Annotated in this window: 14 protein-coding genes; 7 read left to right on the forward strand and 7 right to left on the reverse strand. The window is 62.2% G+C overall.

Annotated elements, in window-relative coordinates; all coding sequences use genetic code 11:
- The first annotated feature begins 127 nt into the window (after positions 1-127).
- Positions 128-820, forward strand: coding sequence for an aspartate/glutamate racemase family protein (locus NTD89_RS21660; RefSeq protein ID WP_145160846.1), 693 nt, complete (start codon positions 128-130; stop codon positions 818-820).
- On the opposite strand, the gene NTD89_RS21665 is transcribed toward NTD89_RS21660, so the two are convergent.
- The 4 genes from NTD89_RS21665 to NTD89_RS21680 form a co-directional block, all read right to left on the reverse strand.
- A complete protein-coding gene (locus NTD89_RS21665) occupies positions 817-1,329 on the reverse strand; it encodes a GNAT family N-acetyltransferase (RefSeq protein ID WP_145160848.1) in 513 nt (170 codons plus the stop codon). The two genes, NTD89_RS21660 and NTD89_RS21665, sit on opposite strands and share 4 nt — an antisense overlap.
- A 61-nt stretch (positions 1,330-1,390) precedes the next feature.
- On the reverse strand, positions 1,391-2,461 hold the full coding sequence (locus NTD89_RS21670) for a DUF1176 domain-containing protein (RefSeq protein WP_262209637.1): 1,071 nt from the start codon (positions 2,459-2,461) through the stop codon (positions 1,391-1,393).
- Positions 2,462-2,516: 55 nt separating this feature from the next.
- The gene (locus NTD89_RS21675; protein WP_262209638.1) at positions 2,517-3,656 is read right to left on the reverse strand and encodes a glycerate kinase; all 1,140 of its coding nucleotides are present in this window, start codon (positions 3,654-3,656) and stop codon (positions 2,517-2,519) included.
- A 91-nt stretch (positions 3,657-3,747) separates the two neighbouring features.
- A complete protein-coding gene (locus NTD89_RS21680; protein ID WP_262209639.1) occupies positions 3,748-4,854 on the reverse strand; it encodes a sugar diacid recognition domain-containing protein in 1,107 nt (368 codons plus the stop codon).
- Positions 4,855-5,015: 161 nt separating this feature from the next.
- On the opposite strand from NTD89_RS21680, the gene NTD89_RS21685 reads away from it, so the two are divergent.
- Entirely contained in the window at positions 5,016-6,326 is a 1,311-nt protein-coding gene (locus NTD89_RS21685) for an MFS transporter (protein ID WP_262209641.1), read from the forward strand.
- A gap of 130 nt (positions 6,327-6,456) precedes the next feature.
- Here NTD89_RS21685 and NTD89_RS21690 read toward each other — a convergent pair whose 3' ends face one another.
- Entirely contained in the window at positions 6,457-7,161 is a 705-nt protein-coding gene (locus NTD89_RS21690) for an SDR family oxidoreductase (protein WP_262209642.1), read from the reverse strand.
- Between the two features lie 101 nt (positions 7,162-7,262).
- On the opposite strand from NTD89_RS21690, the gene NTD89_RS21695 reads away from it, so the two are divergent.
- The 3 genes from NTD89_RS21695 (at position 7,263) to rarD (ending at position 10,453) form a co-directional block, all read left to right on the forward strand.
- The gene (locus tag NTD89_RS21695) at positions 7,263-8,165 is read left to right on the forward strand and encodes a LysR family transcriptional regulator (protein ID WP_242196536.1); all 903 of its coding nucleotides are present in this window, start codon (positions 7,263-7,265) and stop codon (positions 8,163-8,165) included.
- A gap of 81 nt (positions 8,166-8,246) precedes the next feature.
- Positions 8,247-9,257: an aldo/keto reductase gene (locus NTD89_RS21700; RefSeq protein WP_262209644.1), complete on the forward strand. Its 1,011-nt coding sequence runs from the start codon at positions 8,247-8,249 to the stop codon at positions 9,255-9,257.
- Positions 9,258-9,571: 314 nt separating this feature from the next.
- Positions 9,572-10,453, forward strand: coding sequence for an EamA family transporter RarD (gene rarD / locus NTD89_RS21705; RefSeq protein WP_262209646.1), 882 nt, complete (start codon positions 9,572-9,574; stop codon positions 10,451-10,453).
- Positions 10,454-10,508: 55 nt separating this feature from the next.
- Here the strand turns inward: rarD and hppD are convergent, their stop codons facing one another.
- On the reverse strand, positions 10,509-11,585 hold the full coding sequence (gene hppD, locus NTD89_RS21710) for a 4-hydroxyphenylpyruvate dioxygenase (protein WP_145160866.1): 1,077 nt from the start codon (positions 11,583-11,585) through the stop codon (positions 10,509-10,511).
- Positions 11,586-11,830: 245 nt separating this feature from the next.
- Positions 11,831-12,754, reverse strand: coding sequence for a DMT family transporter (locus NTD89_RS21715; RefSeq protein WP_262209648.1), 924 nt, complete (start codon positions 12,752-12,754; stop codon positions 11,831-11,833).
- 76 nt (positions 12,755-12,830) lie between these two features.
- Here NTD89_RS21715 and NTD89_RS21720 point away from each other — a divergent pair, with 76 nt between their 5' ends.
- On the forward strand, positions 12,831-13,709 hold the full coding sequence (locus NTD89_RS21720) for a LysR family transcriptional regulator (RefSeq protein WP_262209649.1): 879 nt from the start codon (positions 12,831-12,833) through the stop codon (positions 13,707-13,709).
- A gap of 110 nt (positions 13,710-13,819) precedes the next feature.
- Positions 13,820-15,361: an EAL domain-containing protein gene (locus tag NTD89_RS21725; protein WP_262209650.1), complete on the forward strand. Its 1,542-nt coding sequence runs from the start codon at positions 13,820-13,822 to the stop codon at positions 15,359-15,361.
- The last annotated feature ends 40 nt before the right edge of the window (positions 15,362-15,401 follow it).

Here is a 15,401-nt window from a genome sequence, read left to right on the forward strand (position 1 = left end):
GATCATGGCAGATGCGGCGGTTCAGCGTGCGGCTTAAAACTGCACCGGTCATTTGGCCGGCAACTGCGTATGACTAATGCGCCGCCGATGGGTAAGGTGAGTCGACATCCCCTGTCAGGAGCATCGCATGCGCACCATCGGCCTTATCGGCGGCATGAGCTGGGAGTCCAGCGCCGAGTATTACCGCATTATCAATCAGCGCGTGCGTGACCAGCTGGGCCCGCTGCGCTCGGCGCAACTGTTGATGTACAGCGTGGATTTCGGCCCGGTCGAACAGGCCCAGCATGCCGGCCGTTGGGATGACGCCGCGCTGATCCTCGAGGATGCGGCGCGCCGCTTGCAGGCCGGCGGTGCGGACTGCGTGGTGCTGTGTACCAACACCATGCATCGGGTGGCGCCGCGTATCGAGGCGGCCGTGTCGATTCCGTTCCTGCATATCGCCGATGCGGCCGGTGCCGCTGCGGTAGCGGCCGGTACGCTGACGGTCGGTTTGCTGGGCACGGCATTCACCATGGAGCAGGACTTTCTCACCTCGCGCCTGACCGCCCAGGGCTTGACCGTGTTGGTGCCCGACGCAGACGAGCGCCAGGCCGTGCACCGAATCATCTATGAGGAGTTGTGTGTCGGCGTGATCAGCGCCGCCTCGCGCCAGGTCTATCAGCGGGTGATCGAGTCGCTGGCCGCACGTGGCGCCCAGGCGATCATTCTGGGCTGCACGGAAATCGGTCTGCTGATCAAACCGCAGCACAGCAACCTGCCATTGCTGGACACCACCGAGCTGCATGCGCAGGCTGCGGTGGCGTTTGCGCTGCAGGGTTAAGCCGACTGACGCAGGCGCGCCATGCTCAGGGTGTCGACGAAGACGCCGTCACGCAGGGCGTAATCGCGCATCCGGCCTTCGACCTCGAAGCCGAACTTGCGATAGAGGTTATGCGCCGCTTCGTTGTCGGCGTACACCGTCAGTTCGACGCGGCGCAAGTTCATCCAGTTGTCGGCCACGTCCAGCGCGGCCGCCAACAGCCTGGAGCCGACGCCCTTGCCTTGCCAGGCGCTGGCGACGCCCATGCCGAACGAACCGACATGGCTGCGCCGCACGCGCAGGGTTTGCTCCAGGCCAAGCTGGCCGATCACTTCCCCTGCATGCATCGCCACCAGCTGCAGCCGCCGCTCGTCATCCAGCGCCAGTTTGTTACGCCAAGCCTGCACCGATTGGAAAGGCATTTGCAGCACCTGACGGCACACAGCCGGTTCGTTGTAGAGCGCAGCGACGCCTTCAAGGTGGGCCTCAGTGAAGCGCTGGATCACGACAGGGGATTCAGGTGTGTGCATTGCGTTTCTTCCTTGGAAAAACAAGTGGCCGCCCAGTGTAGAGGCCAAGCCCGCAGGCTGGCTAGGGTGCTGGCACTGTCGTCCACAGCGACGGCCAATCGCCGTAACCCACCCCATTGCAGCGCGGCATCTGATGCAACTCGCGCAGTTGGAAAGCCTTGCCGTCGAACACCCAGACGCCGCCCTCACCGCAATCACCCACGCCACGCAGTTTGTAGAAATAGCTCAGGGTGCCGGTGGTTGGGTCGTAGCCCACCGACCCTTGCAGGGCAGCGCCGTCCAAGGGCAACGGTTGAATGCTCAAGGTGGTTTCGGAGTACGGCGCCTTGCGCTCGCGGCTGCTGACTGCGTACTCGCAGGTGTAGGCCGCGCAGTCATAGCGCACCACTGTCAGGGCTTGAGCCTCGCTCAGGGCGCCGACTTCGGCCTCGGGTTTCATCGCGGTGTCGGTGCTGTTGATCGCCTTCACCGCTGCGGCGGCCAGTGCGGCCTGTTCCTGGTGGTTGAGCGCTGGCGCCGACGTGAACGGGCGCAGCACCGGTGGCGGCAAGCGTGCCGGCACTTCACTGGCCGCGCCCTTGCCAGGCCGCGCGAGCGCGGTGACGTTATCCACCCGCCCTTGCACCGCGTCCATCAATAGCAGCGAGGCACTCAGCCCGCTCAGGGACACATGCGCGGTGTCATCGCCAGGTAACTGCAAGCGCTGGCCGTTGCGCAAACGCTGCAGCCAGAGCCGCGCCGGCGCGTCCTCGATCACGCCGTAAGACTGCATTTGGGGATCAACACGCTGATCGTCCAACTGCACCTCCAGGCTGCGCGTCAGTGCCTGGTCCAGGGGCTTTCCATCCAATTGCAGGGTCGAAAGGTCCAGCGCCTCACCGCGATGATCAACGCGCAAACGCAGGTAGCCTTCGGGGCCGGCCTGATGCCAGATATGCAAGGTCAGGGAACTGTCGTCTTGCTCATCAACGCCACTGGGCGCGCTGAGGGCGTGACAATTGCGCAGGTTGTCGCAGCCGATGACCCAATTCTTGATTTCCCGCAGCAGCGGGACGGTTTCAGTCGCGGGTTGAGCGAGGGCCGGGGCGCTGATGCCAGTCAGCAACAGGGCCAGGAATGCGGTGCGCAGCATGGGGACTCTCCGTGTCGAAAAACGGCGCGGATTGTCCCATGTTCACGGCGTTGCGTCAGCGCCCGGTCGCGGTGCGCCACAGCCGCGCAATATCTGCCGCGCGCTCGCGCAGCAGGCGCGGCGCATCGCTGCACGCCTGTTCAAGGCTCATCGGCCCGGACGGCAAGGCGAATGCGGCGTTCACGCCGTGGCTGTACATGTGCTCGTAGCCCTCGCCCAGGGTGCCGGCAATCACGATGACGGGCACGTTGTGCTGCTGGGCGATGCGCGCCACGCCGAAAGGGGTTTTGCCGCGCAGGGTCTGGGCGTCGAAACGGCCTTCGCCGGTGACCACCAAATCAGCCCCCTGCACCGCTGCGTCCAAACCAACCAGTTCGGCCACCACCTCCACACCCGCGCGAAATTGCGCGCCAAGGAACGCTTTGGCGGCAAAACCCAAGCCACCGGCGGCGCCGCTGCCGGGTTCATCGCGCACGTCTTTGGGCAGGACCTTGGTGCAATGGTCGGCAAAGTGACCAAGGGCTGCGTCCAGTTGTTGGGCCTGCTGCGCGCTGGCACCTTTTTGCGGGCCGAAAATGGCAGACGCGCCGTGCGGGCCACACAGCGGGTTGTTCACATCGGCAGCAATGTCAAAACGCACCTGAGCCAAACGTGGGTCCAGTTGCTCAAGGCTGATCCGCGCAAGCCGCGCCAGCGCCAGGCCACCCGGGGCAAGTGCCTGACCTTGCGCATCGAACAGTTGCACACCCAGCGCCTGCATCGCCCCGGCACCGGCATCGTTGGTCGCACTGCCGCCAATCGCCAGAATGATGCGCCGGGCACCGGCGTCCAGGGCTGTACGGATCAGTTCGCCCGTGCCGTAAGTGCTGCTCGAACAGGCATCGCGCTTGCCCGGCGCCAGCAGTTGCAAACCACTGGCTTCGGCCATTTCGATAATCGCGGTATGGCTGTCGGCCAACCAGCCCCAGCGAGCCTCAACCGACGCGCCCAAGGGGCCTCGAACCGTCTGGCTGCGCAACTCGCCATTGCAGGCAGCAAGCACCGAATCCACCGTGCCCTCGCCACCGTCCGCCATCGGGCACTGCACCAGATGTGCCTGCGGCCAGACCTCGGCCAAGCCTTCGGCGATGGCCTGGGCGACGCCTTCGGCGCTCAGGCTGTCCTTGAACGAGTCGGGGGCGATGATGATTTTCATGGGCGTTCTCCGGTTTTTATGACGCCCATGCTGCCAGTTGGCTGCGGCAATGACGCCGGTCCGATGCACAAGTGTGGCGCAGGTTTGTTGTTCATTCCGACAAAGCCTGGGGCAAAAGCTGGACGCCAAGGTACAGGGCCAGCATGCCGTCGAGGGTCAGCGGGTCGACGCCGCTGAGCTCGGCAATGCGTTCCATGCGGTAGCGCAAGCTGTTGCGGTGGATGCCCAGCGCGTCGGCGCAGGCCTGGCTCTGGCCGTCGTGGTCGCACCAACTGCGCAGCGTGGCAAGCAGTTGGCCGTTGGTGTCCTTGGCCAGGACTTTGCGCAACGGGTTCAGCAGTTCATCCAGCGCATCGTCGTTGCGGTGGCGCCAGAGCATCACCGGCAGGCGATAGCGGTTGAGCGTCAACAAACGCGAGTGAGGCAAGATGTCACGACCGTAGGCCAGCAGATCGCCGACGCGGCGATAACACCGGCGCAAGCCCGCCAGGCCATCGGCTTGCCCACCGACGGCAACCCGCAGGATGTTCCAGCCCAGGCCCTGAAGTTTTTCCAGCAACCGTGGGTTGTCCACCTGCACGGCCGCCGGCCGGCACCACAACAGAGAGAATTGCGCGGAGCTGACACACCAACTGTCCGGATAACGGCTGGTCAGCCAGGCGCTCAGCGCTTCGGCCGACTGACCCACGCCCAGTTCAAACAGGTACGGCGTGCGCGGCATGTGCGGCTTGAGCCCCAGTTGCTGGGCCTCGTCCACCAGGCGCGGCGAGTCCCCGCGTTCGGCCAGCAATAACGCGAGCAGGTCATCGCACCGCTGGCGTCGCCATTGCTGCTCGGCTTGCTGATGACGGTGGCTGACCAACATCTCGGCGGTCATGCGCACCAGTTCAGCGTAGGTGCGCAACAGCTCGGGTTCACCGGTGATGCCCAGCACGCCGATCAGGCGTTGGTCGTGCATTAAGGGCAGGTTGATGCCCGGCTGCACGCCCTTGAGGTGCTTGGCAGTCTGGCCGTCGATCTCGACTACCCGGCCGTTGGCCAGCACCAGCTGCGCGCCCTCATGGCGGGTATTGATGCGCTCCGGCTCGCCGCTGCCCAGAATCAGGCCCTGGCTGTCCATGACGTTGACGTTGTAGGGCAGGATCGCCATGGTGCGATTGACGATATCCTGCGCCAGGTCATGATCCAGCTCGAACATGGGGCTAAATTCCTGAAAAAAGCGAGTTGGTCATAGGCACAGCGCAAAGCGTGCTTGACTGTGCGCAAGCACAAAGACAGCACCCCGCAAGGTGGCCGAGACTCATTGGGCGATCAACGTTACCTTCGCATCGCGAAAAATCATAATAAAGAGAGACTGACATGTCACAGAGCGCCGCTGCCACACTGGCCACCGATGACGATAAAAACGCCATCTACAAGCGCATTACCCTGCGCCTGATCCCCTTCATTTTCATCTGCTACCTGTTTAATTACCTTGACCGGGTAAACGTTGGTTTTGCCAAGTTGCAGATGCTCGATGCGTTGAAATTCAGTGAAACGGTGTACGGCCTGGGGGCCGGGATTTTCTTTATCGGTTACGTACTGTGCGGCGTGCCGAGCAACCTGGCGCTGACCAAGTTCGGCCCGCGGCGCTGGATTGCGCTGATGATGATCGTGTGGGGCACGCTCTCCACATGCTTGCTGTTCGTGACCACGCCGACACACTTCTATGGCCTGCGCCTGTTGACCGGTGCCGCTGAAGCCGGGTTCTTCCCAGGCGTGGTGCTGTACCTCTCGCAGTGGTTCCCGACCTTTCGCCGTGGGCGGATCATGGCGTTGTTCATGTCGGCAATCCCGGTGTCCGGCCTGCTCGGCAGCCCGTTTTCCGGCTGGATCCTCAATCATTTTGCCGCCGGCCAGGGTGGCCTGGCCGGCTGGCAGTGGATGTTTGTGTTGCAAGGCATCCCGACGGTGATTCTGGGCGCGCTCGCCTATTTCCTGCTCAGCGACAGCTTTGCCAATGCCAAGTGGCTTACGTCGCATGAGCGTGCAGTGCTGGAGGCCGACCAGGCGACGGATCTGGCGAACAAGCCGAAAACCACCACAGATTCGCTCGGCGAGGTGTTCAAGAACCCGGCCATCTGGGCGTTCGGCCTGATCTACTTCTGCATCCAGAGCGGCGTGTACGCAATCAACTTCTGGCTGCCGTCGATCATCAAGAGCCTGGGCTTCAGCGATAACCTGGTGATTGGCTGGCTCAGCGCGATTCCGTACCTGCTGGCCGCGGTATTCATGTTGCTGGTGGGCCGCTCCGCCGACTTGCGCAAGGAGCGTCGCTGGCATTTGGTGGTGCCGATGTTGATGGGGGCTATCGGTTTGGTGATCGCCGTGAATTTCGCCACCACCCCGGCGATTGCGATTCTTGGCCTGACCATTGCCACCATGGGCGCCCTCACCGGCCTGCCGATGTTCTGGCCGGTACCGACCGCCATGCTCAGTGCCGGCGCTGCGGCCGGTGGTTTGGCGCTGATCAACTCCATGGGCCAGATGGCCGGCTTCCTCAGCCCGTATATCGTAGGGTTTGTGAAGGATGCCACCGGGTCCACGGATGTGGCGTTGTACTTGCTGGCGGTGGTGATCGTTGCCGGCAGTGTGCTGGCGCTGCGCATGACGCGCGCATTGAAGGTATAACGCGCGCCCGGCAGCAATCAGTTCAATGTGGGAGCGGGCTTGCTCGCGAATGCGGTGGCTCAGTCGATACATTCGGTGACTGACAGACTGCTTTCGCGAGCAAGCCCGCTTCCACTTTTGTTTGCCGGGTTTACAACAGGCCACCGCCGTCGATGTCGATCACCGCGCCGGTGACAAAGCCATTTTCCATGGCCAGCACGTACCCCGCCGCCACTTCGTCAGCCTGCCCCACGCGCCCCACCGGCAACGCCCCACCGGCCTTGGCAAACATCGCCTGGCGCTGTTCTTCTGCCAAGCCTGCATAAGCAGGCGTATCGATCACGCCCGGGCTGATCACATTGACCCGCCGTGGCGCCAGTTCCTTCGCCAGTTGTTTACCCAGCGCCTCGGTCGCGGCATTGATGCCGGTCTTGATGAACTGGCCGGGCGCCAATTTACGGCCCAGTTGGCCAGAGGTCAGCGTGATGCTGCCGTGCTCGTCGAGAAATGGCAGCGCCTGTTGAATCGCGCGCAGCGAGCCCCAGAGCTTCACGTCGAAATTGTCCTGGGCCTCATCCAGGTCGGTGTCGAGCAAGGGTTTGGCGCGCACCGACGGCCCAGAGGTGTAGACCAGATGGTCAAAGCGCCCCACCGCCTCGAACAAGCGTTGCAAGGATGCAGTGTCGGTCACATCCACCGGCTCGCTGCGTACGCCGTTGTCGACACCGGACGTCAACCGTCGCCCGGCCAGCACCACCTGTGCGCCTCGCGCCGTGGCCGCTTTGGCCACGGCGGCGCCGATACCGCTGCTGCCGCCGATGACGATGACGGTTTTACCGCTGAGGGAAGATGCCATGGGTTAACTACCTGACTAAGAAAGTGAGCGTTGATCTTCTCAGCTTGGCAATCAGCGAAAAATCCCGGTAAAACGACAAGATCTTTAAAGGATTTTTACAAATGAGCTCAACCCTCGACCTTGAAGTGTTTGTGCGCACCGCCGACACCGGCAGCCTGTCAGCGGCTGCGCGCAGCCTCAACCTCACGCCCGCTGCGGCGAGCATTGCGCTCAAGCGCCTGGAAACGCGGCTGGGCATCCGCCTGCTGGCCCGCTCCACGCGCAGCATGCGCCTGACCGAAGAAGGCCGGCGCTACCTGGACAGCGTTCGGGTCGCCCTGGAAGCCTTGTCGGAAGGTGAGCAGGCGATCAAGCAACAAGGCCAGAGCCTCAGCGGTTTATTGCAATTGGCGGCGCCCTCGGATTTTGGCCGCAATGTGCTGCTGGGCTGGCTGGACGAATTCAAGCTCGAACACCCGAACATCCGCTTGCAGTTGTTGCTCAACGACAGCAACGCCGACTTATTCCGCGACACCGTCGACATTGCCCTGCGCTTTGGCGTGCCACGCGACTCCAGCCTGGTCGCGCTGCCGGTGGTGCCGGGCCACCACCGCATTCCCTGCGCCAGCCCCGACTACCTGGCGCGCCATGGCACACCGCGCACGCCGGCAGACCTGGCGCAGCACAGCACGCTGCGCTACATGCGCCGTGGGCAGGCCAACAACACCTGGTACTTTCGCCAGGGCGCACTGCTGCAGGAAGTCGAGGTGACGGGCGATTACCTCAGCGACGACGGCGAAATTGTGCGGCGCTGGGCGCTGGCCGGCCATGGCATTGCCTACAAGGCCAACCTGGACATCGCCAGTGATATCAAGGCCGGGCGCCTGGTGCCGCTGTTGCCCGACTGGCAAGGCGAACCCACGCCGTTCAACCTGATGTGCCCGCACCGCCTGCAAGTGTCGGAACGGGTGAAAGTGCTGCACCGATTTCTGCAGACACGCTGTCAGGCCTTGCTCAGTGCATGAAGAAACACGCGCCGAGCTTGTTCCAGAGCCCTTGAGTCTGGTATTGCAGGGTTCACGTTTCCCTGCCATGAGGAGCTTTGCATGATTTACCGCACATTGGGCCAGTCCGGGTTGAAGGTCAGCGCACTGACACTGGGCACCATGATGTTTGGCGAACAGACCAACACCGAAGACTCGCTGCGCATCATCGACAAGGCCTGGGACCAGGGCATCAATTTTATCGACACCGCCGACGTCTACACCGGCGGGCGTTCCGAAGAAATCGTCGGCGAGGCCATCGTTCGTCATCGCCAGGACTGGGTGGTGGCGTCCAAGGTCGGCATCGGCCCGGCCGACGGCGTGCCGAATCGCAGAGGGTTGAGCCGCAAGCGCATTTTCAACGCGCTGGAAGCCAGCTTGACGCGCCTGGACACCGACTACCTGGACATCTATTACCTGCACCGCGAAGACCATGACACGCCGCTGGACGTCACGGTGTCGGCGATTGGCGATCTGATCCGCCAGGGCAAGATCCGCTATTGGGGCCTGTCCAACTACCGGGGCTGGCGCATCGCCGAAGTGATGCGCGTGGCCGAGCGTTTGGGCGTGGACCAGCCGATCATCAGCCAACCGCTGTACAACATCGTCAATCGCCAGGCCGAGGTCGAGCAGCTCACCGCCGCTGCCGCCTACGGCCTGGGCGTGGTGCCTTACAGCCCGCTGGCGCGCGGCGTGCTCAGCGGCAAGTACGCACCCGACGTCACGCCCCAAGCTGGCAGCCGTGCAGCGCGTCAGGACAAGCGCATTCTGGAAACCGAATGGCGCGTGGAGTCACTGCGCATCGCCCAACAGATTCAGCAGTACACCCAAGGGCGCGGCGTCGGCATGGTCGAGTTTGCGATTGCCTGGGTGCTGAACAACGCGGCCGTGAGTTCGGCAATTGTCGGGCCGCGCACCGAAGCGCAGTGGGACGCGTACACCGGCGCGCTGGAGGTGAAGATCAGCGCTGAAGATGAGGCCTTTATTGATTCGCTGGTGACACCGGGGCATTCGTCCACACCGGGGTTTAATGATGTAGGCCATTTTGTCTCGGGCCGCGTGGCGCGCGCCTAGCGCCTGCAACGTGTAGGTGTGTGGCGAGCGGGCTTGCCCCGCGTTGGGCTGCGAAGCGGCCCCATCCGGGTCACCGTGTTGTGTCTGGCACAATGCGGTGTCTGGTTTTGGGTCTGCTTTGCAGCCCAACGCGGGGCAAGCCCGCTCGCCACACTATGCCCGCTTGCCTTACGCGATTTGGCTAAACATGGTGTGGCGAGAAAATTTCCTGCAAAACGCCCCAAAACAGCGCAACCGTCTGCCGCCAAAAGCACCATAATCCCCTCCTGAAATATCCCCCCTCTTTTGTAGCTATTCGTTTTCGCGAGGACAGTGTGTCTAAAGGTGTTGTGTTGTCGGTATTGGCCTCGGTGTTGTTTGCCGTGATGTATTACTTCACCTCGCTGCTCACGCCATTGAGCGGCCTGGAAATTTTCGGCTGGCGCATGTTGCTGACCGTGCCGTGCATGACCGTGTTCATGATCGTCAGCGGCGAATGGCGGCGGGTATGGGAGCTGGTACGGATGCTGGCGGCCAAGCCGCGGCTGATCGGCGGTGTGCTGTTGTCGTCGGCGTTGCTCGGCGTGCAACTGTGGCTATTTATGTGGGCACCGCTCAATGGGCGCAGCCTGGATGTGTCGGTCGGCTACTTTCTGCTGCCGCTGACCATGGTGTTGACCGGGCGCCTGGTGTACGGCGAACGCTTGTCGCGCCTGCAGCAGATCGCGGTATTTTTTGCCGCGCTCGGCGTGCTCAACGAGCTGTATCAGGCCGGTGGTTTTTCCTGGGCAACCCTGGTGGTGATCATTGGTTACCCGGTCTATTTTGTGGTGCGCAAATACCTGACCACTGATCACCTGGGCGGCTTGTGGCTGGACATGGCACTGATGCTGCCCGTGGCCTGGTGGTTTGTGCAGCACGGCGAACAAGGCTTTGCCGTGATGGACAGTCATCCCAAGCTGTATGCATTGATTCCGATGCTGGGCGTGATCAGTGCCTCGGCGCTGGTCAGCTATATCGTGGCCAGCCGACAGCTGCCTTTCAGCCTGTTCGGGCTGCTCAGCTATGTGGAGCCGGTGTTGCTGCTGGCGGTGGCGCTGATATTGGGCGAAGGCATCAAGGGCGGCCAGTGGCTGACCTATATCCCGATCTGGCTGGCGGTGATGGTGCTGGTGTACGAAGGCTTCAAGCACTTGGTGCGTCAGCGCAAAGCGTGATGCGCAGGCCCTAAAAAGCCCGGCCGAGGGTTATCTCGGCCGGGCTTTTCTACGCTTAGTCGGCGGTCAATACACCACGACGCACCTGGTCACGCTCGATCGACTCGAACAGCGCCTTGAAGTTGCCCTCGCCAAACCCATCATCGCCCTTGCGCTGGATGAATTCGAAGAACACCGGGCCCATCAGGGTTTCCGAGAAGATTTGCAGCAGCAGGCGCTTGTCGCCGGCAATCGACGAACCGTCGAGCAGAATGCCGCGCGCTTGCAGTTGATCCACCGGCTCGCCGTGGTTGGGCAGGCGGCCTTCGAGCATTTCGTAGTAGGTGTCTGGCGGCGCGGTCATGAAGCGCATGCCGATGTTCTTCAGCGCGTCCCAGGTCTTGACCAGGTCGTCGGTGAGGAACGCCACGTGCTGGATGCCTTCGCCGTTGAACTGCATCAGGAACTCTTCGATCTGGCCCGCGCCCTTGGACGACTCTTCGTTCAGCGGGATGCGGATCATGCCGTCCGGAGCGCTCATGGCCTTGGACGTCAGGCCGGTGTATTCGCCCTTGATATCGAAGTAGCGCGCTTCACGGAAGTTGAACAGCTTCTCGTAGAAGTTGGCCCAATAGACCATGCGCCCGCGATACACGTTGTGGGTCAGGTGGTCGATGACCTTGAGGCCGGCGCCCACCGGGTTGCGGTCCACACCGTCTAGGTACACGAAGTCGATGTCATAGATCGAGTTGCCTTCGCCGAAACGGTCGATCAGGTACAGCGGCGCGCCGCCGATGCCCTTGATGGCTGGCAGGTTCAGCTCCATCGGGCCGGTTTCGATATGAATCGGTTGGGCGCCGAGTTCGAGTGCGCGGTTGTAGGCCTGCTGCGAATCCTTGACGCGGAACGCCATGCCGCACACCGACGGGCCGTGTTCGGCCGCAAAGTAGGAGGCCAGGCTGTCGGGCTGGTTGTTGAGGATCAGGTTGATCTCGCCCTGGCGATACAGGTGCACGTTCTTGGAGCGGTGGGAGGCGACTTTGGTGAAGCCCATGATCTCGAAGATCGGCTCCAGGGTGCCCGGCGTTGGCGATGCGAATTCGATAAATTCAAAGCCCATCAGGCCCATTGGGTTTTCGTATTGGTCTGCCATGGTGGCACCTCATCATTCTTGTAATTAACACAGGGTTATTTGCGAGCAAGGATGAGGTTGCAGGGTGGCGCGCAGGACAGGCCTCGCACGCTGCGCGCGAGGAAATCACCAAAGATGAGGGGGGAGCCGAGTAGCTTCATGGTTACATCAGTCTCTGACGGCCGAGGCTTGCGTGAGCGCAAGTCCATATTCTTGTATGCGTAAATCGATTCTACACAGCGTAACAGGGTTTGTCCGCACTCTTATCAAATCCCCAATGGCTTGGGCTGCGCAAGGGGTTTGTTGCACAGATGGATGCCCAGCAGGATCACCGCCCCGCCCACCAGCATCGGCGCGCTCAGGTGCTCATCCAGCAGCACGGCGCCGCAGATCACCGCTGTCAGCGGGTTGAGTGCGATGAACACGCCGGCGCGGGTCGCGCCGATACGGCGTATGCCGTCATACCAGGCGATGTAGGCCAGCGCCGAGCCGAACACGCCCAGGTACAGCAGGCTGAGCAGTTGCGGTAAGTGGATCGCGCTCAGCGCATTTACGGTGAGCTTGCCAACGATCAGCGTAGTGACCGTCAACATCGCCGTGCCCAGCAAGATCGACCAGGTCACCGTCTGCAATGGCCCCAGGCTCTGGTTGAGGCTGCGGGAAAACAGCGAGTAGGCGCCCCACCCCAACACGCAGCCAAAAATCAGCAGATCGCCCACCCAGGTGTTGGCCGCACCCTGCAGCGCATGCGGATTGCGGCTGAGGATGACCGCACCCGCGCCGCCCAGGCACAAGGCAATGCCCAGGCATTTGGCCGTGCCTAGCCGCTCCTTGAACAGCCACCACGAACCCAGGCCGATCACGGCCGGGTTCAAGGCCACGATCAGCGACGCTCGCGACGCATTGATGTAATGCAGGCCGTAGAAGAAACACAGGTTGTAGAAAAAGATCCCGCAGAACCCCAGCATTGCCAACTGCGCGAGTTGCGTGACGCTGGGCCGAGCCAGGCGCACGCGTGCCAGGGCCATGAAGCCCAGCAGCGCTGCGCTGGCCAACACAAAACGCAGCGTGGCAGCCAGCATCGGCTCCACGTCGGCTGCCAGGTAGCGGCCGGCCACAAAGGTAGCGCCCCAGATCATGGTGACAGCGGCAAGTTTGAGGTAAGTCAGGCGATCGGGAGAGGACGTCATTGGTGAGGCTCTGTGAATGTCAGGATTGAGATATCCTGTGGCTAATGACTGATCATCGTAAAATGAGTAATTGCTCATGACCCTTACGCAACTGCAAATCTTCTCGCGGGTGGCCGAGCTGCAAAGCTTCACCCACACCGCCCACCGCCTGGGCATCAGCCAGTCAGCCGTGTCGCATGCCATCAAGGCCTTGGAGCAGGAATTGGGCGTTGAGCTGTTTCGGCGCCATCAGTCCCAGGTGGAACTCAGTGATATCGGCCAGCAATTGCTGATGCGTGCGCGCACCCTGCTGGGCGTGGCCGACACCCTGCAACAGGAAGCCTCGGATGCGCGAGGCATGAAGCGCGGCACGTTGCGTATCGGCTCTTTTGGCCCGACTTCATCCAACCGCCTGCTGCCGCGCATTCTCGAGCCATTCAGGCGTCAGCACCCGGGCATTGAGGTGCACGTGGACGAAGGCCCGGACCGCCAAGTGATCCAGTGGCTGGACGAGCGGCGCATCGACGTGGGGTTTGTGGTGCTCGAACAGGAGCGCTTCGATACGTTTGCGCTGTTCAATGACCAGATGGTCGCCCTGCTGCCCGCTGCGCACCCGCTGGCTGCGCAACCTTGCGTGACCTTGAAGGCGCTGTGTGACGACCCGTTCATTCTCACCGACGCCGGCTCGCAGGAGCTGGTCTCGCGGTTGTTCAGCAGCGCGCGTCTGACCCCGAATGTGCGTTATCGCTGCTCGCAACTGCTCAGTACGCTTGAGGCAGTGAGCCGCGGCGACGGCGTGAGTGTAGTGGCGCAGGCGTCCTTGCCGCAGACGCCGGACGCACGTTACCAGGTGCGCCCGCTGTCGCCACGGGTGGGCCGTGATATTGGCCTGGCGGTGCTGGACCAACGCCAGTCGACACCTGCGACCCTGGCGTTCATCCAACTGGCGCAGACGCTGAATTTCCAGCGGTGCTGACTCATCTGACCGCGAGGTACAGCGAGCTTATTTCGCACGCGCCATCTATCATTTGATCTATCTGATCAGCCCTTCGGGGCTTTTCCCATCCTGCGACAGGCCGTCTCTCCATGCCCCTGACCGTAAACGGCCCGCGAAAACGCGCCACCCGCTATTTGATTACCACCCTCAGTGGCCTGCTGCCCATCGCATTGGGCATGGTCATTCTGCACTGGCAAGCCGAACGCACCCTGCAACAAAGCACTGCGCAAACCGCCCGTGAAGCCGTGCGCCAGTTTGACCTGATGCTCGATAACACCACCCTCGCCGCCCAGGCCTTGCTGCCACTGGCCGGTCAGCCGTGCGACAACGGCGCGCAGCTGGCACTGCGTGAACAGGTCACGCGCCGGCCCTTTGTGCGCGCGACAACGTTGTCCTGGCAGAAGAACATCTATTGCAGCTCGCTGTTTGGCGATCACTACCAGTCGGCGGTCAACCCGGATGACTACGTGGACGGGAATCTGTGGTTGATGAATGGCAACCCGGTCACACCGGATACCGCGCTGCTGGTTAACCGGCTGGTCGAAGGCGACAAGGCCGCGTTCGCCTCGATTGATGGCTTTCACCTGGCCAACGTCTTGCGCCTGATCAGCCGTTACGCACACTTGGTGCTGCAAGTGGGCCCCAACTGGCTGGATGCCGACGGCAAGGTGCACAACACGCCCGTGCCGGTGTTCGAGGTGGCCCATCACCACCTGGCCTCAGAGCGCTATCACTACAGTGTCGACGCCGGCATGCCGGCCGGTGAAGTGTGGCGGTACATGGAAGCGCGCTATCCGGCACTGTTCAGCCTGCTGGTGTTTTTTGGCGTGCTGTCGGGCGTGCTTGCGCACTGGCTGCAAAAGCGCTCGTCTGCGCCCACCCATGAACTGCAACGCGCCTTGGGTGCCAACGAGTTCATTCCGTACTTTCAACCAGTGGTGCGCGGCGACACGCGTGAATGGGCCGGCTGTGAGGTGCTGATGCGTTGGCAGCACCCAAAAGAAGGCCTGGTGCGTCCCGACCTGTTTATCCCGTTGGCGGAGCATTCCGGCCTGATCGTGCCGATGACCCGCGCCTTGCTGCGCCAGACCGCCGCGCAGTTGGCCCCGCATGCCGCGCGTTTCAGTCCGGGCTTTCATATCGGCGTGAATATCACGGCACGCCACTGTGAGGATCTGGACCTGGTGGAAGATTGTCGAACGTTTCTCGCCGCGTTCGCCCCAGGCCAAGTGACGCTGGTGCTGGAGTTGACCGAACGTGAACTGATCAAGCCCACGGATATCACGCGTCAGCTGTTCGACGCCCTGCATCAACTGGGGGTGATGATTGCCATTGATGACTTTGGTACCGGGCACTCCAGCCTCGGTTACTTGCGCAACTTCAATGTCGATTACTTGAAAATCGATCAAAGCTTTGTGGCCATGATTGGCGCTGATGCACTTTCACGGCATATCCTCGACAGCATCATCGAACTGTCCGGCAAGCTGGACCTGGGCATCGTGGCCGAGGGCGTGGAAACAGCAGAGCAATGTGAATATCTGGCGGCGCACGGTGTGGATTTTCTGCAGGGTTACCTGTTTGGCCGACCACTCCCCGGTGAAGAGTTCATTAAGTCGCTGGCCAGCCGTTGAATAGCCACTCATTACCCTTGATGAAATAATCTTATTTAGG

Source organism: Pseudomonas sp. 14P_5.3_Bac1 (genome assembly GCF_025466135.1).
In the GTDB taxonomy this organism is placed as follows: Bacteria; Pseudomonadota; Gammaproteobacteria; order Pseudomonadales; family Pseudomonadaceae; genus Aquipseudomonas.

Bases quoted from the DNA above. Each gene is read 5' to 3' on its own strand.
- NTD89_RS21660 (WP_145160846.1), top strand. From the start codon at position 128: ATGCGCACCATCGGCCTTATCGGCGGCATGAGCTGGGAGTCCAGCGCC.
- NTD89_RS21665 (WP_145160848.1), bottom strand. From the start codon at position 1,329: ATGCACACACCTGAATCCCCTGTCGTGATCCAGCGCTTCACTGAGGCC.
- NTD89_RS21670 (WP_262209637.1), bottom strand. From the start codon at position 2,461: ATGCTGCGCACCGCATTCCTGGCCCTGTTGCTGACTGGCATCAGCGCC.
- NTD89_RS21675 (WP_262209638.1), bottom strand. From the start codon at position 3,656: ATGAAAATCATCATCGCCCCCGACTCGTTCAAGGACAGCCTGAGCGCC.
- NTD89_RS21680 (WP_262209639.1), bottom strand. From the start codon at position 4,854: ATGTTCGAGCTGGATCATGACCTGGCGCAGGATATCGTCAATCGCACC.
- NTD89_RS21685 (WP_262209641.1), top strand. From the start codon at position 5,016: ATGTCACAGAGCGCCGCTGCCACACTGGCCACCGATGACGATAAAAAC.
- NTD89_RS21690 (WP_262209642.1), bottom strand. From the start codon at position 7,161: ATGGCATCTTCCCTCAGCGGTAAAACCGTCATCGTCATCGGCGGCAGC.
- NTD89_RS21695 (WP_242196536.1), top strand. From the start codon at position 7,263: ATGAGCTCAACCCTCGACCTTGAAGTGTTTGTGCGCACCGCCGACACC.
- NTD89_RS21700 (WP_262209644.1), top strand. From the start codon at position 8,247: ATGATTTACCGCACATTGGGCCAGTCCGGGTTGAAGGTCAGCGCACTG.
- hppD (WP_145160866.1), bottom strand. From the start codon at position 11,585: ATGGCAGACCAATACGAAAACCCAATGGGCCTGATGGGCTTTGAATTT.
- NTD89_RS21715 (WP_262209648.1), bottom strand. From the start codon at position 12,754: ATGACGTCCTCTCCCGATCGCCTGACTTACCTCAAACTTGCCGCTGTC.
- NTD89_RS21720 (WP_262209649.1), top strand. From the start codon at position 12,831: ATGACCCTTACGCAACTGCAAATCTTCTCGCGGGTGGCCGAGCTGCAA.
- NTD89_RS21725 (WP_262209650.1), top strand. From the start codon at position 13,820: ATGCCCCTGACCGTAAACGGCCCGCGAAAACGCGCCACCCGCTATTTG.